Here is a 20,516-nt window from a genome sequence, read left to right as displayed (position 1 = left end):
GGCTGGGTGGCCGACGGCCAGCCGTCCGAGCCTCCGCGAAACGGAGGGTGATTCAGGTAGGGACAGCGGTCCCGGACTCGGTTAGGGTCAGCGTCGTGCACGACACCCCTCCCTCAGTCCCGGACTTCACCCAGTGGCCGTCCTTCCCCTTCGAGGGTGACCTGCGGGTCAAACGACTCGACGACCCGGTCCCGGTCGAACCGCCCCGCAAGGGCGAGGCGCACCGGGAATGCACCGCCTGCCAGGCACCCGACGACGCCTACATCTGGGTCGGTGAGCGGTGGCGCGTACGCGCGATGGACCGCCCCACCGGTCTGCCGATGGTTCTCATCCTGGAATCTCGGTCGCACCTCGATCTTGGCGACCTGCCCAACCTGCTCGCCGCCGAGTTGGGCGTGATGACGGTACGGCTCGAACGGGCCATCCGCTCGCTCGACGGGGTGGCCCGGGTACACGTCAACCGTTGGGGTGACGGGTCGGCCCATCTCCACATGTGGTTCCTTGCCCGCCCGTACGGACGGCTCCAGCTCCGCGGGACCTTCCTCTCCCTCTGGGACTCGATCCTGCCGCCCATCTCCGAGGAGAAGTGGCGGGAGAATCTCGCGCTCGTGGCCGCGTGGCTCGCCGAGTTCGGCGGACGCCCGCTGGCCGAGCCACCCCGCATCCAATGGCAGGCTCCGTCCAGCCTCGCCGCGCAGTCGGCCCCGTCTGAGGGGCAGACGTCGACCGGCGGCGGCTCGTTGCTGGACGTGATCGGGGAGACGGCCGAGCCGCCCGATCCGCCCGAGGAACTCACGGCCCAGGGTGGTCAGGAGGAACCCGCCGCAGCCGACACGGCCGAGCCGGACGGAACCGCCAGCGACGCGGCGACGGCGGAGGCCGGGCCGGCGGAGGCCGGGCTGGCTCCGGCAGCAGAGGGGGTAACGCCGGAGCAGGAGCCCGGGGCGGACGGTCCGGCCTCGGTCCCCGTGTCACGGCAGCGGGCGACCTCCGAGGCGACGGACCCGGAGACCGGAACCACAACCGCCGCCGCCGCGGGCACGGAGTCGCCGGGCGACGGAGTCGAGGCGAGCGCATCGGCAACGAGTCTGGAGACGACGCCCGCCGACCGAGCCGGCGAGACAAAACCCGGCGGCCCGGCCACCCCGACCGGCGGGCCGAGCACGTCCTGAAGGCAGGGCCGAGTCCCGACCGGCGGGCCGAGCAGGAGCCGAGGTCCTGGGCGGCAGGGATGAAGGTTTGGCGAGAACGGGGCGGAGACGTAGACCGGGGCCGCCGGGCCACTCAACTGTCCCAGGACCGTCCGTAGACGGTCCTGGGACCAAGGTGGTGGGCAGGGTCGATCGGTGGCCGGAGGGGGTGCGTCAGCGGGCGGCGGCGCGGGCGACCAGGCCGCTGATCACGCGCCCGAAGTCGAGTCCGGCCGCCTGCACCGCGAGTGGCAGCAGCGACGTCTCGGTCATCCCCGGGGAGACGTTGACTTCCAGCACGTGCGGCTGGCCGGCCGCGTCGACGATCAGGTCGACGCGACTGAGGTCACGGAGCCCGAGGGCGGTGTGGGCGGCCAACGCGACCTGGGCCACCGACTCGGTCACCGCCGGCTCCAACCGGGCCGGCGTGTGCCAGGTGGTCCGGCCGGCGGTGTAGCGGGCGGCGTAGTCGTACACCCCGTTGCGCGGCACGATCTCGACCGGCGGTAGCGCCTGCGGTCCGTCGCCCAGGTCGATGACGGAGACCGCCACGTCCATGCCGGGCACGTAGCGTTCCACCAGCGCAGTGGGGTCGTACGCGAAACAACCGACCATGGCGGCCGGCAGCGACGCCGCGTCCCGGACCACGGCGGCGCCGAGGCCGGAACCGCCCTGGGCGGGCTTCACCATCAGCGGCAGCCCCAGCCGGTCGACGATGCGGTCCAGCACCGCGACCGCGCCCAGTTCGCTGAACCGGTCGTGTGGCAGCGCGACCCAGTCGGGAGTGGCGATGCCGGCCTCCCGGAGCACCGCCTTCGCCGACGGCTTGTCCCAGGCGAGCCGCGATGCCCGCGCGTCACACCCGACGTACGGGACACCACAGAGGTCGAGGACTCCGCGTAGCGATCCGTCCTCGCCGGTGGCACCGTGCAGAGCGATCATCACGGCGTCCGGCGGATCGGCGGCCAGCGCCGGCAGCAGGGCGACATCGGCGTCGCGCAGCTCGGCCTCCATCCCGACGGCACGTAGCGCGTCGAGCACCCGACGGCCGGAACGCAGCGACACGTCCCGCTCGTACGACAGGCCGCCGGCGAGCACGAGCACGTGCAGGTCGGCGGTGGCGGAACCGGACTCGACGGGTTCTTCAGCAGCGGTGGCACCCATGCCGGGCATCATGCCAAGTCGGGACCCGGGGCGTCCGAGCCGGCCTGGCCGCGCCGGGAACCCGGCCCGCCGACCGCGCCGAAGACCCGCCGCATGGCGATGTCCTGCTCCATGACGCTGGCCAACCGGCGGACGCCCTCCCGGATCCGCTCCGGTGACGGGAAGGAGAAGTTGAGCCGGATGTGGCTGTTGCCCGTGCCGTCGGCGTAGAAGCCGGTGCCGGGCACATACGCCACCCGGGCGGCGATGGCCCGGGGCATCATCGCCTTCGAGTCCAGCCCGTCGGGCAGGGTCGCCCAGACGAAAAGGCCGCCGCCGGGGGAGGTCCACCTGGTCCCGGCCGGCATCAGATCCTCCAGGGCGGTGAGCATCGCATCCCGCCGCTCCCGGTAGACCTCCCGGTAGACCTTCAGCTGCTCGCGCCAGGGCATGGTGCTGAGGTACGTGGTGACGGCGGACTGCGCGTACGCGCTGGGGCAGAGGATCTGCGCCTCGCTGGCGATCACCAGCTTGTCGCGTACGGCGTGCGGCGCGAGGATCCAGCCGACCCGCAGCCCCGGGGCGAAGGTCTTGGAAAAGGTGCTGAGGTAGAAGACGCCCTCGCGACGCCGGGCCCGCAACGGCGCCGGCGCCTCGTTCTCGAAGCCCAACTGGCCGTACGGGTCGTCCTCGACCACGAGCAGCCCGGCGCGCTCGCAGATGTCGAGGACCCGCTCCCGCCGCTCCTCGGTCAGCGTCACGCCGGCCGGATTCTGGTAGGTCGGGATCGTGTAGAGGAACTTGACCCGCCGACCGGCGCGGGCCTGATCGGCAATGGCGATCTCCAGCGCCTCGGGAATCAGCCCGTCGTCGTCCATCGGCACATGCGCGACCTGCGCCTGGGCGGCCTGGAACACCCCGAGCGCGCCGACGTAGGTCGGACCCTCGGCGAGCACCACGTCACCCGGGTCGAGGAAGAGCCGGGCCACCAGGTCGAGCGCCTGTTGCCCGCCGACGGTCACCACCACGTCCTCGGGAGAGGCGCCGCAGGCGGCGTCGATGCCGGAGAGGGACATCACCTCGCAGATCCGCTCCCGCAGCTCCAGGGTGCCCTGGCCGATGCCGTACTGGAGGGTGGTGGTCCCGTGTTCGGCGCCGAGCCGGCCGAGCATCTCGCCGACGGCGTCCAGCGGGAGGGCGGCGATGTACGGCGCGCCACCGGCGAGCGAGACGACCTCCGGTCGACTGGCGACCGCGAAGAGCGCCCGGATCTCCGAGGCGGTCATCCCCCGCACCCGGCGGGCGTACCGGTCGGTGTAGTCGTCGAGTGTCGTGCCGGTCATGACATCACCTCGATGGCGGCTCGGGCGGCTCCCGTCCCGGATACCCGGGACACCGGCGACCATGGCGGCACGGCACGCCGAGTGTCGATCGTAGCCGCCGTGGAGCGCTGATGGCCTCTTGAATTACCTGCGCGTCCACATGCCGGACCGGCGGCGGCGCACCCGAGGTGCGCTTTCGCGCGTCCTCTCCCGCGCTGCGGATCAACGGCGTACGATCGCTCGTCGGGGGCAGGAATGCGGCGGTGCCGTCTGGGGCCGGTCCCACTGCCGAGCCTAGTGTGGGGATGCGCCGATGTCGCGACGCCTGGTCAGCCTGACCCTGGACACCCTGGAGGATCTGCCCCGTCCATGCCGGCAGTGCGTCTACTGGGAGCTTGATCCGGTTTCCGCCGACCGCGCCTGCGCCGCCGGTGACCCGGGGCTGGAGAAGGAGGCGTGGGTCTCGCAGACCCTGCTGGAGTGGGGTTCCTGCGGCAAGCTGGTCTACGTCGACGGGATGCCGGCCGGCTTCGTCATGTACGCCCCGCCGGCCTACGTGCCCCGCTCGATGGCGTTTCCCACCTCGCCGGTCTCGGCCGACGCGGCACTGCTGATGACCGCGAACGTGGTGCCTGCCTTCACCGGCGGCGGACTCGGCCGGATGCTGGTGCAGGGGGTCGCCCGCGATCTGACCAAGCGTGGCATCAAGGCGATCGAGGCGTTCGGCGATGCCAAGTTCGGCGACGCGGCCGATCCGGCCGGCGCCTGCGTCGCGCCCGCCGACTTCTTCCTCTCGGTGGGCTTCAAGACCGTCCGACCGCACCCCCGCTTCCCCCGGCTACGGCTGGAGCTGCGCACGGCGTTGAGCTGGAAATCGGACGTCGAGTACGCGCTGGAGAAGTTGCTCGGCTCGATGAGCCCGGAGTCGCTGCTGCGCCCGGTCCGGCCCACCCCGGCCACCCGCTCCACCGCCGGCTGAGGCAACGGGCGGTCAGTCGACCACGGTGCCGGCGGCCACCGCGGCCCGCAGCTCGCTCACGTCGATCGAACCGGTCGGCACGTCGCGCTCGATCGGCAGGTACATCCGCTGCACCGCCGCCACGATCGCCTCGACCAGCTTGTCCCGGAAGCGCGGGTCGACCAGCCGCTGCCGGTCCGCCGGCGAGGTGAGGTAGCCGACTTCGACGCGTACCGCCGGCATCCGGGTGAGCCGGAGCAGGTCCCACGCCTTGGCGTGGGTACGGCAGTCGCGCAGCCCGGTACGCGCCACGATCTCCCGCTGGACCAGCCCGGCGAGCCGCTCCCCGGTCGCCGAGGTCACCCCGTTGTCGGTGCCGTAGTGGTACGTGGCGACCCCCTCGGCGGCGGGGTTGGCGTGCCCGTCGGTGTGCAGCGAGATGAAGACGTCGGCACCGAGCGAGTTGGCCAGCTGCGCCCGGTCGATGTCGGGCAGGCAGGTCTCCGGTGCCGGCCCGCGGGTGAGCTGCACCCGTACGCCCGACGCGGCGAGTCGCCCCTCCAGCCGGTTGGCCAGATCGTGCACCAGGTCCGCCTCGGTCCAGCGCAGCGGACCGTCGGGCACCACCACGCCCGGGTCGGTGCCGCCGTGCCCCGGGTCGATGACCACCGTCCGGCCGACCAGCGTCGGCCCGGACTGGCGGATGGCGTCGGACTCGCGCAGCCACTGCGGCCGGCCGCCGACCACCTTGCGGCCGAGCCGGCGTAGCGCGCCCGTGGTGTGCGGGCCGCAGGTGCCGTCCGGGGTCAACCCCACCTCCCGCTGGAACTGGGCCACCGCGCGGGAGGTGCGGATGCCGTAGATGGCGTCGGCCCGGCCGGCGTCGTACCCCATTTCCAGCAGCCGTTCCTGCAACGACCGGACATCCTCGCCGGTGAGCGGCACCGGCACCGCGTGGTAGAGGGTCCGGGCACCGAGCCGCCAGCGTGCCGCGTCGAGCGCGCGCCAGGTCTCGGCGCCGACCCGGCCGTCGACGCTGAGCCCCCGGGACTGCTGGAACGCCCGCACGGCTCGTTCCGTGGCCGCGTCGAACTCGTCGTGGTACGGGCCGGTCGCCTTGGAGAGCAGGTCGAGACCGGTCAGCACCGAGCGGATCTCGGCCACTGCCGGCCCCCGGTCACCGGAACGGATCGGACGCACGCACGACCCCCTCTGCAACCTCGGTGGCTGGCCGGCCCGTCGGCGGCGCGTGTCGGCACCGCGACGGGGACCAGGTGGTCACCGGCGTCCGGCGGCCCTTGGATTCGAGGTTATGCGGTGGCGATGCGCAGGGGTGGAGAAACGCCTCGACCCCGTACCGGTGGGCCCGGTACGGGGTCGACGGTGGTCGGTGGTCGCCGAGGGATCAGAGCGCCGACTGGATCAGCTTGACCAGTTCGCCCTTGGGTTTGGCACCCGCGATCGACTGCACCGGTTCGCCGTTCTTGAACACGGTGAGGGTCGGCACCGACATCACGCGGTAGGTGCGGGCCGTCTCCGGGTTCTCGTCGATGTTGAGCTTGACGATGCTGACCTGGTCGCCCATCTCACCGGCGATCTCCTCCAGCAGCGGCGACACCTTGCGGCACGGCCCGCACCATTCAGCCCAGAAATCCACCAGGACCGGCTTGTCGGACTTGAGCACGTCGGCGGCGAAACTCGCGTCGGTGACCGACTTGGTTGCTCCCACTCTTGACCCCTCCTCCGGGATGTGTCTGTTCAGCTCTAGGGCTGCGTGGCGATGAAGCGTTCCGCGTCCAGGGCGGCCGCACAGCCGGTGCCGGCCGCGGTGATGGCCTGCCGGTACGTGTGGTCGACCAGGTCTCCGGCGGCGAAGACACCGGGGATGCTGGTCCGGGTGCTGGGCGACTCGACCTTCACGTACCCCTCGTCGTCCAGCTCCACCTGCCCGCGGAACAGCTCACTGCGCGGGTCGTGGCCGATCGCCACGAACACGCCGGTGACGTCGAGCACCTTGGCCTCGCCGGTGTGCACGTTTCGCACCCGTACGCCGGAGACCTTGCCGTCCGCGCCGAGGACCTCCTCGACCACGGTGTTCCACTCGACCTTGATCTTGTCGTTGCCCAGCGCCCGCTCAGCCATGATCTTGCTCGCCCGGAACGAGTCGCGGCGGTGGATGATGGTGACCGACTCGGCGAAGCGGGTCAGGAAGCTGGCCTCCTCCATCGCCGAGTCGCCACCTCCGACCACCACGATGCGCTGGTTGCGGAAGAAGAAGCCGTCGCAGGTGGCACAGGAGGAGACGCCGTGGCCGAGGTACTCCTGCTCACCGGGGACGCCGAGCGGACGCCAGGCGGAGCCGGTGGCCAGGATGACCGCCCGGGCCTGGTAGGCGGTCTCGCCGACCCAGACGGTGCTCAGCGCGCCGGGATGGCCGGTATCGGCCAGCTCGACCCGGGTGACGTCGTCGGTCAGGAACTCGGCACCGAACCGCTCGGCCTGCTTACGCATGTTGTCCATCAGCTCGGGCCCGAGGATGCCGTCCGCGAAACCGGGAAAGTTCTCCACCTCGGTGGTGGTCATCAGCGCGCCACCGGACTGTACGCCTTCGATGATCAAGGGCTTGAGGTTGGCGCGTGCCGCGTAGACCGCCGCGGTGTAGCCGGCCGGCCCGGAGCCGATGATGACCAGGTTGCGGACCTCGTCCACTGCCATCTCCCAATCGTGTTGACTGCCGCCACCGGCGTTGACCGCCGATGCCGATCCGAGTGCCGACGCGGCGGCGACTGATCTGCAGAACGTCATCGTACGAACCGGGGATTCCCGAGCCGGTCATCCGGTGGGTCACGTCACGTGGACGGCCAAACGTACGGTGACTGTCGATTCACCCTACCCGCGTACGGTAGCGGGTGTCCGAGCCGGACCCGGGGATGCCGCACTCGGGCCCACTGACCCACGCCCAGTGCGCGCCGGTGCCGTCCGTGAAGCGGACCACCAGCGCCGGGTGTCCCTCGAAGCGGGCGTAGTCGACGACGTCGAAGACCAGGGGCCTGAAGCCGTGCTCGGTGCCGATCTCGGCCAGGCAGGCGCTCAACGCCGCCTGGTCGCCGAGCCGTTCCAGGTCACCGGGAACGGCGAGGCGCTCACTCTGCACGCTGATCTCCGGCTCCACCTTGGTGGCGAAGGGCTGGGTGGCGGTCGCGGCCGCCAACGTCTCCGCGGTGTAGTCGGTGCCGGTGCTCTGTGGCGGGCTGGCGATCCGGAAGGGCGTGGCGCTCGCCATGGCTCGGTCCGGCTCGGTCGCTGCCCGCTCGCCGGACTCGTCGGAGCCGTACGCATGGGGTGCGGCCGGGCCCGGATCGCTCAGGGCGGTGCCGGCGGTGGTGTCGGCACCCTGGTTCGGACGGGCCAACTGGAGGGCGCCCAGCCCGAAGACCGCCACGGTGGCGAGCGCGACCGGACCGGCCACCCGGACCCAACGGCGCCGGCGTCGTCCCGGCCGGGTCGGGGCGGGGCGCTCCTGGCCCGGCCTCGTCGTGCCGGTGGAACGCCGGGGGCCACCGAGAGGCTGGGCCGGCACGACGGTCGATACCGCGCCGACCGGGACCGGGTCGGAAGCGTCGGCGGGCGATACCGGATCGTCGGCCGACCCGGTTACCGGTACGGCCGGACTGCCCACCCCGGCCAGGTCGTGGTCGCCCGAACCAGCCCCGGCGGACGCGGCGTTCTCGGCCGTCGGGAAACCGGCGTCCAGCGCGGCGAGAATCCGGTCGGCGAGCGCTGCCGGCATCTCCGGTGCCGGGCTGCCCCAAGCGGCCAGCTCGGCGCGGACGCCGTCGACGGCCGGGGCCAGCAGCGCGTGTGCCTGCGCCCAGGCCGGATCCTGCGCGACGAGCCGCGCGACCTCGGCCTCCTCCGGGGTGCCGTCCAGCGCGCCGCCGAGGTAGTCGGCGAGCAGGTCGTGGTCGACCCCGCTGAACTCCCCGGTACTCACGCGTCCTCCTGGTTGGCATCCGGTCGGGACCGTCCCGACCCCGATCGGACGCTTTGCGGTGCTCTCGGGTTCCCCCGAGTGACCCCCGGCACGTTCGACGCGGCGGAAGGTGGCTGCTCACCACCGGAGCGCAGGTGGCCGAGGAGGACAGCCAGCCGGGCCCGGCCCCGGGCGCACCGACTCTTGACCGTGCCTTCGGCCACGCCGAGGATCCGCGCGACCTCCGCGACCGGGTATCCCTGCACATCCACGAGGATGAGAGCGGCCCGCTGCTCGACCGGGAGCGCGGCCAGGGCCTCGCGAACGACCAGCGCGGTGTCGTGGTCGTGCACCGGTGCGGCCGGCTCGACCCCGCCGGTGCCGGAGCCGTCGCCCGGCCCGTGGGTCCCGTCGGGTAGCGGCACCGTGGGATGGGCCTGCCGGCGGCGGATCCGGTCGAGGCAGGCGTTCACCACGATCCGGTGCAGCCAGGTGGTGACGGCGGAGTCGCCCCGGAACCGGGCCGCGGCGCGGTGGGCGGAGAGCAGCGCGTCCTGGAGCGCGTCGGCGGCCTCCTCGCGGTCGCCGAGCGTACGCAGCGCCACCGCCCAGAGCCGGTCCCGGTGCCGGTGGAACAGCACGGCGAACGCGTCCCGGTCGCCGGCCACGTGGGCGTGCAGCAGGTCGAGGTCGCTCACCGGGTCGTCAACCGGTGCTCCGGCGGCCCGGTCCCGGCCGGCCGCGGGTCCGCCGCGTACCTCCATCACCAGGTCCGGTGGGTGTGCCGCTCCGGTGGCGACCAGATCATGACCCCTGGACCGTGATCTCCTGGACACCGAGCTTGAAGCCGCTCCCGCTCGGGGGCAGGTCGGTGATCCAGAACAGCAGGTACCGGTACTTCTGGTCGGCGTCGAAGCCGTCGAAGGCCATCGTGGTGCCGTCGTGCTCCTCGAAAGGCTGACCGATCCTGGTCTTCTGGTACGCCTTGAGGAGCTGGTCGTCGCCGGCACTGGTGGAGGGGGCATCGATCGTGCCGGTGAGAAGCTCTGCGGAGGCACCCTGGTCGGAGAGGTTCACCTGTACCGACCTGACGCTGTGCTCGCCACCGAGGTCGATCCAGACACCCATGCCCCGCTTGAGGTTGCCGAAGTTGCTGCTCCCGCGGTACGTCTGCGTCGACCAGCCGGCGTCGCGGTCACCGTCGAAGACCTTCTCGGCGTCGCGTACCTCGGCCCGGTCCCGGCTGTCCGGGTCGATGATCCGGGCCGTGTTGATCTTCAGGTTGCGGACGGTCGGCGCCGCTGGCTCCTCGCTCGTCGGTGTGCTGGTGCTGGGCGCGGCGACCGGGCTCTTCTGCGGATCCTCGTCGTCGCCGAGCGTGCTGATGCCGATGATCAGGCCGATCAGGGCCACCGCCAGCAGGCCGGCGATGCCCAGGGCGACCTTGCGGCCACCCGCGGCGGCCAGCGGGGAGGGCTCCTCGCCGGTCTCGGCGGCAAAACGCAACGGACCGCTGTTGTCGAGGTAGTCGTCGTCGGGCACGTCGAGCCGGGCCAGCTCCGCGGCGAGGACGTCCGACGACGGCGGTGCGATCTCGCCGTCGAGCAGGTCCATCGTGAGATCGTCGAGATAGGCCGGCACCCCGGCCCGGACCTGACGCGGAGCCGCCACCGCGCCATTGGCGTCCCGCACCGCGTCGGGGATGGCCGCCCGGCCGTGCCCGGCGGTCGCGCCTCGAAGCGGCGCCTCGGCGTGCGGCCAGTAGCCGGTCAACGCGAAGTAGAGGATGCCGCCGACCGCCCGGACGTCGCTCTCCTGGGTGTCGGCACCGTCGGTACGGGCGTCCGCCAGCACCACCCGGCCGTCGTCACTGATCATCACGGTGCCCGGGTGCACGTTGCCGTGCACCATGCCGGTGGCGTGCACGGCGGCCAGCGCGCTGGCGACCGAGTTGCCGACCGCGGTGGCCCGGCCGGCGTCCATCGGCCCGTCCGCGACCAGCTCCCGCAGCGACCGCCCGTCGACCCACTCGCGTACCACGTAGGCCCGCTCGGCCTCGTCGATAGCGTCGTAGACGCCGACCAGGTTGGGGTGGATGACCCGGCTGGCCGCGACGGCGGCCTGGAGCATCTCGGTGGCGGATTCGCCGCCCGGGTAGCGCATCACCACCGCGACGGGCCGGCGCAGCACGACATCGACCCCGCGCCAGACCAACCGGCCCGCGCTGTCGTTGTTGATGTGCTCGACCAGCTCGTAACGTTCGGCGAGGATCTCACCGGCCGTCGGAGCACCGAAGGTCATGACCGGCGGAGTGGTCTCGTCCGCGTCCTGACCCTCGCCGACCTGGGTCACCCGTCCTCCCTCGGTGATCGTGTCGATCGATGGACCCGCGCTGCTGGGCATGTGACTTCCCGCTCCGCCTTCGTCTGGCACCGGTCGACCGGCCCCGACGAGGCGCCGGTTCCTGCCGTACCCCTCGAGAGCGACCTTACCTGGGTTGGCCGTCTCCCCGACATGTCATCTTCCCGCCGTGACCGGCGAAGGAGTCCGCCGTCGGACGGACTCGTCCGGTTACGACCGTTGTCGGCCATGTTGCTGGCACATGTACTAGCCAATCTAGAGGCTGCCCACAACCAGCGCCCGCCGGGGCGGAGCAGGCTGTGACGACCGGGTGGGACGTCGGCGGTGTTCCCGTCGATCGGCTGACCATACTCGGCCTTCCGGTTGGTTATCCACAGGCCGGTCCGGCAGGTGAGCGGCGACGCGCGCAGTTATCCACAGGCGAATCCCCAACCTGGTGATCCTCGGTCACTTTGGGTGCACCCTTGCCGTCATCGATGATCAGCGGCCGAGTCGACGGCGCACCATGCCGATCACCTCGGTGATCTCGGAGATCCGCAGCACGGTGGCCAGGCCGAGGTACGTGCCGCCGATCACCGCGCCGCCCACCACCAGCTGCAGGATCGCCTGCGCCCGCGTCGGCGTGTCACCGCCCGGAAGCAGGGCGACCACCAGCAGGCCGACCAGCGCCGCGCCGAGCGCGGCAACCGCCACCCGGCCCAGGGTACGCAGGATCGCGCCCAGCCCGATCCGGCCGACGCGGGGCCGCAGCAACCAGGCGGAGGCGATGGCCGCGGCCAGGTACGAGACGGTGTTGCCGACCATCATCCCGGCACCGGCGAAGCTCGCCGAGAAGGCCAGGAAGAGCGCGACCTGTACGCCGACCCGGAGGGCCACCACCGGAATGTTGATCAGAGCCGGGGTGCGGGTGTCGGGCAGCGCGTAGAAGGCGAAGGTGAACAGCTGGCTGATCGCGAACGGGACCAGCCCGATCGCGGCGACCACCAGCACGGTCGACGTGGCCAGCGCGTTGTCCGCGGTGAAGGCGCCGTAGCGGAAGACCACCACCGAGATCGGTGCGGCCAGCACGGCGTAGCAGACCGCGATCGGTGCGAGCACTGCGCTGACCGTCCGGGTACCGCGGCTCAGGTCGCTGGTGAAGTCGCGGAATCGACCGTCGGCCGCGGCGGCGCTCATCCGGGGCATCAGCGCCGTGATGATCGAGACGGCGATGATGCCGTGCGCCATCATCAGCAGCAGGAAGACGTTGTTGTAGATCAGCAGGCCGGCGTTCTGCTCGCCCGCCGCGCGGGTGAGGAGGTTGACCACCACGAAGAGGCCGAGCTGGTTGACCGCCACGTAGCAGAACATCCAGCCGCCGAGCCGAGCCAACTCGCGTAGCCCGAGTTCCCGGAAATCGAACCGCAGCTTCCACCGAAAGCCGACCTTGCGCAGCGCCGGGAGCAGGCCGGCGGCCTGCACCGCCACGCCGAGCAGCGTCCCCCCACCGATCAGGAGGACCTGGTTCAGCCCCACGTCGGCGGGCTGCCGGGCCTGGGCGCCGAAGATGACGATGTACGTGCCGAAGGTGGCGATGGCGACCAGATTGTTCAGGATGGGCGCCCACATCGGTGCCGCGAAATGGCCCCGGGTGTTCAGGATCGCCGCGATCAGCGCGCTGATGCCGGTGAAGAAGAGCATCGGCAGCATCAGGTACGACAGCCGGGTGACCAGGCCGGTGTACTCGGGGTCCTTGCCGCTGGCGTAGAGGCTGGTGAGCACCGATGCCCCGCTCACCGCGATCAGCACAGTCACGGCGAGCGCGACCACCGCCAGGGTCAACAGCCGCTGCGCGTACGCCTGGCCCCGGTCCGAGTCCAGCTTGCTCCGGCGGACCAGCACCGGGATGAGCACGCTCGTCAGGATGCCGCCGAGCAGGAACTCGTACACCTGCTGGGGCAGGAACATGGCGGTGGTGAAGACGTTGCCGATCAGGTTGCCGAGGGCCGCGCCGATCATGAGGTTGCGGAGGAAGCCCGTACCCCGACTGACCAGGCTGCCGACCGCCATGATCGCGCTGTTGGCGGCGACGCTGCTCTCGGCGACCTGCTCCGGAGGCGGCGCGACCGACTCGGCGGCCGGCTGGTTCAGCGGTTCGGCGGAGATGAACGTGGCGCCGTCGTCCAGCCCGCCGCCGGGCACGCCGCCCGGCTGGGCGTTCGCGCTGCGGTAGAGCCCGCCGCTCATCTGTGCCTCCAAGGGGTACGCCGGAGCCGGCAACGGCCCGCACGCCACAGACCTTAGTCAACCTCGACCCGATACCCGCGCCCGGCGGAGGAGATGCCGTTCAGGACCGATAGGCTGCTGATCCCATGTCCGAAGCCGCCGCATCCCATGCCACCGAACGCCGCGAACTCACCGCCGCGCAACGCAACGCCGTCGCCGAACTGCTCCGGGTCTCCCCGGTCGCCGACGAGCTGGGCCGCCGGTTCGCCGCCGCCGGTCACGAACTGCACCTGGTGGGCGGTTCGGTACGCGACGCCCTGCTCGGCCGGCTCGGCGAGGACCTCGACTTCTGCACCGATGCGCATCCCGACCAGACGCTGGACATCGTGCGCGGCTGGGCCGAGGCGATCTGGGAGACCGGCCGGGAGTTCGGCACCATCGGCTGCCAGCGCGACGGGCTGCGGCTGGAGATCACCACCTTCCGCGCGGAGTCGTACGACCAGGTCACCCGCAACCCGGTGGTCGAGTACGGCACCAGCCTGACCGAGGACCTGCGGCGGCGGGACTTCACGATCAACGCGATGGCGGTGAGCCTGCCCGAGCACCGGTTCACCGACCCGTACGGCGGCCTGTCCGACCTGGCCGCGAAGATGGTGCGCACCCCGGGCACGCCGGCCGAGTCGTTCGGCGACGATCCGCTGCGGATGCTGCGGGCCGCCCGCTTCGCCGCGCAGCTGCGTTTCGCGGTGCATCCGGACGTGCACACGGCGATGTCCCGGATGGCGGCCGATCTGGACCGGATCACCGCCGAGCGGATCCGCGACGAGTTCACCAAGCTGCTCACCGGCGCCGACCCGATCACCGGCCTCCGGCTGCTGGTCGACACCGGTCTGGCCGAACGCTTCCTGCCCGAGCTCACCGGGCTCAAGCTGGAGATCGACGAGCACGCCCAGCACAAGGACGTCTACGAGCACACCCTTACGGTGGTACGCAACGCGATCTCCTACGAGGAGGACGGGCCGGACTTCATCCTCCGGATGGCCGCCCTGATGCACGACATCGGTAAGCCGGCCACCAAGGCGACCGGCCCGGACGGGCGGGTCAGCTTCCACCACCACGAGGTGGTCGGCGCCCGGCTGACCAAGGCGCGGATGAAGGCGCTGCGGTACCCGAAGGACGTGATCGCCAAGGTCACCACGCTGGTCGCGTTGCACCTGCGCTTCTACGGGTACGGCCGGGGCGAGTGGACCGACTCGGCGGTGCGCCGGTACGTGACGGACGCCGGCGACCTGCTGCCCCGGCTGCACAAGCTGACCCGGTCGGACTGCACCACCCGTAACCGGCGCAAGGCGGCCCAGCTGGCGGCCGACTACGACGCCCTGGAGGAGCGGATCGCCCGGATCGCCGCCGAGGAGGACCTGGCCCGGGTCCGGCCCGATCTCGACGGCAACGCGATCATGGAGCTGCTCGGCGTACCGCCGGGGCCGATCGTGGGACGGGCCTGGAAGCACCTGAAGGACCTACGGCTGGAGCGCGGGCCGCTGGACCGCGACACCGCCGAGGCCGAACTGCTGCGCTGGGCGCGCGACGAGGGCCTGCGCGACTGATCGAGCGCCGGCGCGCCAGCAGCCCCGGCTCCACTGAGGCCGCTACGACGAAACGCTAGCGTCTCGACCGAAAGGTTGACGCGGGTCGCTTCACCCGTCGTTCAGAATGTCGGTGCGTTCCTTCGCTCGCAGTCGAATCTTCGCCAGAGCGGGGCGTCCCACCATCCGTCCGACCGGCCACAGGGCACAGTCGACGAACAAACGGGGAGATCATCTAGTGAAACGCCGTGGCGTACTGCGCCGCTCGGCGGCGGCGGGGCTCGCCCTCGCCACCGTCTCGTCCATCTTCACGGTTGCCACCGGCGCGGCTGTGACGGCCGCTCCGGCCGACGAGCCGCGCGCCAAGGTGCGTGGCACCGACGCCTCCGACACCGTGCCGGACCGCTACATCGTCGTCCTCAAGGACCAGGGTGCCAGCCAGAGCAAGATCCGGACCGTCGCTGCGGCGCTGGCCAGAGTGAACGGCGGTTCGGTCGAAAAGGTGTTCGGCAACGCGCTCAACGGCTACTCGGCCGCCATGAGCCAGCGTCAGGCCGAGAAGTTGGCGTCGAACCCGGCGGTGGCCTATGTCGAGCAGGTCCGGCGGGTCTCGGTCAATGGCACCCAGAGCAGCCCGCCGTCCTGGGGGCTCGACCGGATCGACCAGGCATCCGCGAAGCTGAACGGTAGCTACAAGTATCCGAACACCGGCAGCAAGGTCACCGCCTACATCCTGGACACCGGCATCAACACAGCGCACCAGGACTTCGGTGGTCGGGCCAGCATCGGTTACGACGCCATCAACCCCGCGCCGAACCCCACCCCCACCCCCACCCCGACTGCGTCGCCCACCCCCACTGCGTCGCCCACCCCGACCGTGTCACCGACGCCGGACCCCACGGTGGATCCGACGCCGGATCCGACGGTCGACCCCGATCCCACTGAGCCCAGCGATCCTGGCGCCATCCAGGCCACCGCCGCCAGCGGGGACTGCCACGGCCACGGCACGCACGTGGCCGGCACCGTCGGCGGCGCCAAGTACGGCGTGGCCAAGGGGGTCAAGCTGGTCGGCGTTCGGGTGCTCGACTGCGACGGCAGCGGCACTACCGAACAGGTCATCGCCGGCGTCGACTGGGTGACCAAGAACGCCAAGAAGCCGGCCGTGGTCAACATGAGCCTGGGTGACGTGAAGGCCATCCCGTCACTGGACGAGGCGGTCAAGCGGTCCATCAAATCCGGCATCACCTACGCCATCGCCGCCGGCAACAGCCTGATGGACGCCTGCAAGGCGTCGCCAGCACGGGTGCCGGACGCGATCACCGTGGGTGCGACGGACCGGGTCGACATGCGCGCCTGGTTCTCCAACTACGGAAAGTGCCTCGACGTGTTCGCCCCCGGGGTGAGCATCGTCTCGGCGCGGCACGACAACAACACCGGCAGCGTGGGGTTCAGCGGCACCTCGATGGCCGCTCCGCACGTCGCTGGGGCTGCGGCTCTGCTGCTGCACAGCAACCCGTCCTGGACGCCGAAGCAGGTCCGCGACCGGATCGTCACCACCGGCGTCGCCGGCGCGGTCTACGACCCGAAGGGCTCGATCGACCGACTGTTGACGGTCGGTTCGGTGACTCCCGCTCGCAGCTCATACGGCTTCAAAGCCAGCTCCAACGGCAGGTTCATCACCGCCGCCAGCACCAAGAAAGCGCTGGTCAACAACGGTACGAGCCTGGGTACCGCGCAGCGGTTCGACATCGTCAACGCTGGCAGCGGCCTGGTCGCGCTGCGTTCCAAGAGCACCGGCCGGTACGTGGTGGCACCGAGCAAGGGCACCAAGCCACTGATCGCCAGCCACAAGACGATTGTCACGTCGGCCAAGTTCACGATCGTGAACCACACCGACGGGCGGGTCAGCCTCAAGGCCAAGATCAACGGTAAGTACGTCACGGCGTCGACGACCGGCAAGTCGACGCTGAAGGCGAGCAAGACCACCATCGGCACCAACGAGAAGTTCACCATCGATGCTCCGGCACCGGTGATCAGCATCCGGTCGAAGGCAAACAACAAGTACGTCGTGGCTGCCAGCAGCACCAAGCCGCTGGTCGCCAGCAGCAAGACGGTCACCACGGCGGCGAAGTTCCAGATCGTCAACCGGGGCGACGGCTTCTTCGGCCTGAAGGCGCTTTCCAACGGCCGGTACGTGATCGCGGCGAGCAAGGGCACCAAGCCGCTGATCGCCAGCAGCAAGAGTCTCGGTCTCTGGGAGACCTTCGACTTCGTTGACTACAACGCCGATGGCACGATCTTCCTTCGGGCCAGCGACAACCAGGCGGTCTCCGCCGGGGCGTCCGGCACCAGCAAGCTCATCTCGAACAAGAACATCAGGTGGACGGCCCCCGAGTTGGGCCTGGGCAAGGGCGAGAAGTTCACCGTGTCTGCCGCCTGACAACTCAGCACGGACCTACCCGGCGCCCGCCGGAGCCCCCGCATTGTCGGGACGCTCCGGCGGGCGTCGCCCGTTCGGCAAGATCGTGCTTGGTCCGGTGTCGAATGGCTCTGTGCGGCCTGCGGGGCCACCTGATCCAGGATTGATCGAGCACGTGGGCCGCCGCCGGCCTGTCGTGGCCCCGGGCGACAATAGTGAAATGCGTTGGACGGTGCTCGACTCACCGATCGGGGAGTTCTCCGTGGCCACCGATGCCGGCAGTGTGTGTGGGACGCACTTCGGCCCGGTCGGGAACGGGTCGACCGAGCCTGCCGACGAGACCTCCCGGCGGGCCGTGGCGGAGCTGCGGGCGTACTTCGCCGGGGAGTTGACCGAGTTCGCCGTGCCGGTCACGGTGCCGCGTGGCTCGGAGTTCGAGCGGGCGGTGTGGCGGGAGATGACCCGCATCCCGTACGGCGAGACCTTGACCTACGGCGAGGTGGCCCGGCGGGTGGGCGATCCGGGCGCGGCCCGCGCGGTCGGGGTGGCGTGCAACCGCAACCCGATCCCGGTCATCGTGCCGTGCCACCGCATCATCGGGGCCGGCGGCAAGCTGGTCGGTTTCGGCGGCGGCCTGGACCGCAAGGTGAAGCTTCTTGAGTTGGAGGCCGCGGTCGCCCTGCGACGCGCCTGGTCCTGACCAGCTTGCGGCGAGGCGACTGGTCTCGGCCGGGTCGCCGCCATCGCCCCAGCCTTCCGGGTCGTCCACGCAGTTTCGGGGAAGTTGCTGCCTCACGGACCGGCTGACACGGCAACTTCCCCGAAACTGCGTCGGTCGTTCGATGGAGGACGACGCGAGGGCCGGGTCCGTGTGGACCCGGCCCTCGGCGGTGCTGGTGGTCAGCGGGTCAGCGCTCGACCTCGCCGGCGATGAACGCCTCGACGGCGGCGTGTGCGTCGTGGTCGGCGTACTGGACCGGCGGGGACTTCATGAAGTACGACGAGGCCGACAGGATCGGGCCGCCGATCTTGCGGTCCAGGGCGATCTTCGCGGCCCGGACCGCGTCGATGATGACGCCGGCCGAGTTGGGAGAGTCCCACACTTCGAGCTTGAGTTCGGCGTTGAGCGGGGTGTCGCCGAACGAGCGGCCCTCCAGGCGGATGTACGCCCACTTGCGGTCGTCCAGCCACGGCACGTGGTCGGAGGGGCCGATGTGCACGTCGCTCTTGGCCATCTCGTGCGGCACCTGGGAGGTCACCGACTGGGTCTTCGAGATCTTCTTCGAGACCAGCCGGTTGCGCTCCAGCATGTTCATGAAGTCCATGTTGCCGCCGAAGTTGAGCTGGTACGTGCGCAGCAGCTCGACGCCCCGGTCCTCGAAGAGCTTGGCGAGGGCCCGGTGCACGATGGTCGCGCCGACCTGGCTCTTGATGTCGTCGCCGACGATCGGCAGGCCGGCGTCGGTGAACTTCTGCGCCCAGACCGGGTCGGAGGCGATGAAGACCGGCAGGGCGTTGACGAACGCGCAGCCGGCGTCGATGGCGGCCTGGGCGTAGAACTTGTCAGCCTGCTCCGAGCCCACGGGCAGGTAGGAGACGACGACGTCGACCTGCGCGTCACGCAGCGCCCTGGCCACGTCGACCGGCTCGGCGTCCGACTCCTCGACGATCTCGCGGTAGTACTGGCCGAGCCCGTCGAAGGTCGGACCGCGCTGCACGCTGACACCGGTCGGCGGTACGTCGCAGAGCTTGATGGTGTTGTTCTCGCTGGCGACGATCGCCTCCGCGAGGTCCATGCCCACCTTCTTGGCGTCGACGTCGAACGCCGCGACGAACTGCACGTCCGAGACGTGGTAGTCGCCGAAGGTGACGTGCATGAGACCCGGGACGCGGTCGTTCGGGTCGGCGTTCCGGTAGTACTCGACGCCCTGCACGAGGGACGAGGCGCAGTTACCCACACCGACGATGGCGACGCGGACGGAGCCCATCGCGTATGCCTCCTTCTTCTTTGTCACGGCCGCTCTTTCCTGGTCTCTCCAGGTGGAGGCGGGCTGTTGTCTTCTCGTCGGCCGCCGGCCGTCCCGTCGTGCGGGACCGTCGGGGCACGGCCGGAGCGCTCGTTGGCGATGAGCTCCTCCAGCCAGCGGACCTCACGCTCACAGGCCTCCAGGCCGTGGCGCTGCAGCTCCAGCGTGTACGCGTCGAGGCGCTCGGCCGCCCGGCCCAGCATGTCGCGAAGCCCCTCGCGACGTTCCTCGATCGTGCGACGGCGACCTTCCAGGATCCGAAGTCGGGTCGCCTGGTCGGTGCGGGAAAAGAACGCGAAGTGCACTCCGAAACCGGTGTCGCCGTACGTCTCCGGCCCGGTCTGTGCGATGAGCTGGGCGAAGCGTTCCTTGCCCTCCGCGGTGATGGTGTAGACCACCCGTCCTCGCCGGCTGGTCAGCGCGGGAATCTCCTCGGCGGTCGCGGGTGTCTCGGCGGCCTCGGCGATCCAGCCCGCCGCCTGCAACCGGCGCAGGGTCGGGTAGAGCGAGCCGTAGCTGATCGCAGCCCGGATCGCCCCGAGCTTGGCGGTGAGCTCCTTACGCAGCTCGTAGCCGTGCATCGGGGCCTCCTGCAACAGGCCGAGGATGGCGAGTTCGAGCATCGGCCATCCTCCCTTTACCCTGTACGCAGAGCGGTAACCGCCGCGATGTATCGGACCGATACATCGCACCGTAGCGTCTTCCTCCGGCCGCGGCAAACCCCTCCGTGTTCCGGCGTGCCTCGGTCACAGATCGTCACGGTGGTCGCCTCGCCAGACGAGACCGCGTACCCTTTGCCGCATGCGTACGCAGCGCCAGGTCGTCGACTACTCGCTCCGGAAGCGAGTGGCGCTGCGCGAACTCCTCGCCGGACGTGTCGGCACCTATGACCTGTGTGACGCGTCTCCGTACCTGAAGAATGCCGCTCGATTCCACGGCGAGCCCACCGACCAACGGTGTCCGATTTGCCGGAGCGAGAACCTGACCCACGTCCACTACATTTACGGGGACGAGCTCAAGCAGTCTGCCGGCCAGGCCCGTACGGTGGCCGAGTTGTCCGTGCTGGCGATGACGCTGCGTGAGTTCCAGGTTTTCGTGGTGGAGGTGTGTCTCGGCTGTAACTGGAACCATCTCGTCGAGCAGTACCTGCTCGGGCGGGACGGGTTGACCGGTGGCGCGGAGAGCGCGCCGGAGCACGAAACGCAAAGTGGCGTGGCCGCTGCTGGTGGGATGAGTGCCCGGCGAAGGCGAGAGGCCCAACGGTGAATCGAGCTCGATCGGCCGGCCCCGGCCGCGACGTGAACGGCCGGGGCGACCGACAGCTCGCAAGTC

At 70.6% G+C, this 20,516-nt stretch carries 17 protein-coding genes; 6 read left to right on the top strand and 11 right to left on the bottom strand.

Annotation, left to right across the window (positions count from 1 at the left end):
- Positions 1-95: 95 nt before the first annotated feature.
- Positions 96-1,172 carry a hypothetical protein gene (locus ACQPYA_RS31375; protein ID WP_433530577.1) on the top strand — a complete coding sequence of 359 codons (1,077 nt, stop codon included), beginning with the start codon at positions 96-98 and terminating at the stop codon, positions 1,170-1,172.
- 192 nt (positions 1,173-1,364) lie between these two features.
- Here ACQPYA_RS31375 and ACQPYA_RS31370 read toward each other — a convergent pair whose 3' ends face one another.
- Together ACQPYA_RS31370 and ACQPYA_RS31365 are read right to left on the bottom strand one after the other, a co-directional pair.
- The gene (locus ACQPYA_RS31370) at positions 1,365-2,354 is read right to left on the bottom strand and encodes a D-alanine--D-alanine ligase family protein (protein WP_433530576.1); all 990 of its coding nucleotides are present in this window, start codon (positions 2,352-2,354) and stop codon (positions 1,365-1,367) included.
- Positions 2,355-2,362: 8 nt separating this feature from the next.
- Positions 2,363-3,676, bottom strand: a complete 1,314-nt coding sequence (locus ACQPYA_RS31365) for a PLP-dependent aminotransferase family protein (protein WP_433530575.1) — start codon at positions 3,674-3,676, stop codon at positions 2,363-2,365.
- Positions 3,677-3,968: 292 nt separating this feature from the next.
- Between ACQPYA_RS31365 and ACQPYA_RS31360 the strand changes: the two genes are divergently transcribed.
- Positions 3,969-4,634, top strand: a complete 666-nt coding sequence (locus tag ACQPYA_RS31360; protein ID WP_433530574.1) for a GNAT family N-acetyltransferase — start codon at positions 3,969-3,971, stop codon at positions 4,632-4,634.
- 12 nt (positions 4,635-4,646) lie between these two features.
- Here the strand turns inward: ACQPYA_RS31360 and ACQPYA_RS31355 are convergent, their stop codons facing one another.
- The 7 genes from ACQPYA_RS31355 to murJ all read right to left on the bottom strand — a co-directional run bounded on the left by ACQPYA_RS31355 (position 4,647) and on the right by murJ (position 13,173).
- Entirely contained in the window at positions 4,647-5,813 is a 1,167-nt protein-coding gene (locus ACQPYA_RS31355) for an N-acetylmuramoyl-L-alanine amidase (RefSeq protein WP_433530573.1), read from the bottom strand.
- Positions 5,814-6,018: 205 nt separating this feature from the next.
- Complete coding sequence (trxA, locus tag ACQPYA_RS31350; protein WP_111212458.1) at positions 6,019-6,342, bottom strand: thioredoxin; 324 nt, start codon at positions 6,340-6,342, stop codon at positions 6,019-6,021.
- Between the two features lie 35 nt (positions 6,343-6,377).
- Positions 6,378-7,322, bottom strand: coding sequence for a thioredoxin-disulfide reductase (gene trxB / locus ACQPYA_RS31345; protein WP_433533709.1), 945 nt, complete (start codon positions 7,320-7,322; stop codon positions 6,378-6,380).
- A gap of 175 nt (positions 7,323-7,497) precedes the next feature.
- The gene (locus ACQPYA_RS31340) at positions 7,498-8,607 is read right to left on the bottom strand and encodes a hypothetical protein (RefSeq protein WP_433530572.1); all 1,110 of its coding nucleotides are present in this window, start codon (positions 8,605-8,607) and stop codon (positions 7,498-7,500) included.
- The gene (gene sigM, locus ACQPYA_RS31335) at positions 8,604-9,350 is read right to left on the bottom strand and encodes an RNA polymerase sigma factor SigM (RefSeq protein WP_433530571.1); all 747 of its coding nucleotides are present in this window, start codon (positions 9,348-9,350) and stop codon (positions 8,604-8,606) included. The genes ACQPYA_RS31340 and sigM overlap by 4 nt, the downstream gene beginning before the upstream one ends.
- A gap of 40 nt (positions 9,351-9,390) precedes the next feature.
- Complete coding sequence (locus ACQPYA_RS31330; protein ID WP_433530570.1) at positions 9,391-10,989, bottom strand: protein kinase family protein; 1,599 nt, start codon at positions 10,987-10,989, stop codon at positions 9,391-9,393.
- A 438-nt stretch (positions 10,990-11,427) separates the two neighbouring features.
- Entirely contained in the window at positions 11,428-13,173 is a 1,746-nt protein-coding gene (murJ, locus tag ACQPYA_RS31325) for a murein biosynthesis integral membrane protein MurJ (RefSeq protein ID WP_433530569.1), read from the bottom strand.
- Positions 13,174-13,298: 125 nt separating this feature from the next.
- On the opposite strand from murJ, the gene ACQPYA_RS31320 reads away from it, so the two are divergent.
- From ACQPYA_RS31320 to ACQPYA_RS31310, 3 genes are all read left to right on the top strand, one after another.
- Positions 13,299-14,759 (top strand): CCA tRNA nucleotidyltransferase, encoded by a 1,461-nt coding sequence (locus ACQPYA_RS31320; protein WP_433530568.1) that lies wholly within the window; start codon positions 13,299-13,301, stop codon positions 14,757-14,759.
- Positions 14,760-14,976: 217 nt separating this feature from the next.
- Positions 14,977-17,178 (top strand): S8 family serine peptidase, encoded by a 2,202-nt coding sequence (locus tag ACQPYA_RS31315; protein ID WP_433530567.1) that lies wholly within the window; start codon positions 14,977-14,979, stop codon positions 17,176-17,178.
- 199 nt (positions 17,179-17,377) lie between these two features.
- The gene (locus ACQPYA_RS31310; RefSeq protein ID WP_433530566.1) at positions 17,378-17,857 is read left to right on the top strand and encodes a methylated-DNA--[protein]-cysteine S-methyltransferase; all 480 of its coding nucleotides are present in this window, start codon (positions 17,378-17,380) and stop codon (positions 17,855-17,857) included.
- Positions 17,858-18,065: 208 nt separating this feature from the next.
- Here the strand turns inward: ACQPYA_RS31310 and ACQPYA_RS31305 are convergent, their stop codons facing one another.
- On the bottom strand, positions 18,066-19,145 hold the full coding sequence (locus ACQPYA_RS31305; RefSeq protein WP_433533708.1) for an inositol-3-phosphate synthase: 1,080 nt from the start codon (positions 19,143-19,145) through the stop codon (positions 18,066-18,068).
- A gap of 23 nt (positions 19,146-19,168) precedes the next feature.
- Positions 19,169-19,807 carry a PadR family transcriptional regulator gene (locus tag ACQPYA_RS31300; protein ID WP_433530565.1) on the bottom strand — a complete coding sequence of 213 codons (639 nt, stop codon included), beginning with the start codon at positions 19,805-19,807 and terminating at the stop codon, positions 19,169-19,171.
- Between the two features lie 178 nt (positions 19,808-19,985).
- Between ACQPYA_RS31300 and ACQPYA_RS31295 the strand changes: the two genes are divergently transcribed.
- Complete coding sequence (locus ACQPYA_RS31295) at positions 19,986-20,450, top strand: DUF5318 domain-containing protein (protein WP_433530564.1); 465 nt, start codon at positions 19,986-19,988, stop codon at positions 20,448-20,450.
- Positions 20,451-20,516: the final 66 nt, after the last annotated feature.

The sequence above is a fragment of the Micromonospora sp. CA-263727 genome, assembly GCF_050942455.1.
Classification (GTDB): domain Bacteria; phylum Actinomycetota; class Actinomycetes; order Mycobacteriales; family Micromonosporaceae; genus Micromonospora.
This window is presented reverse-complemented; position numbering and strand designations above follow the sequence as displayed.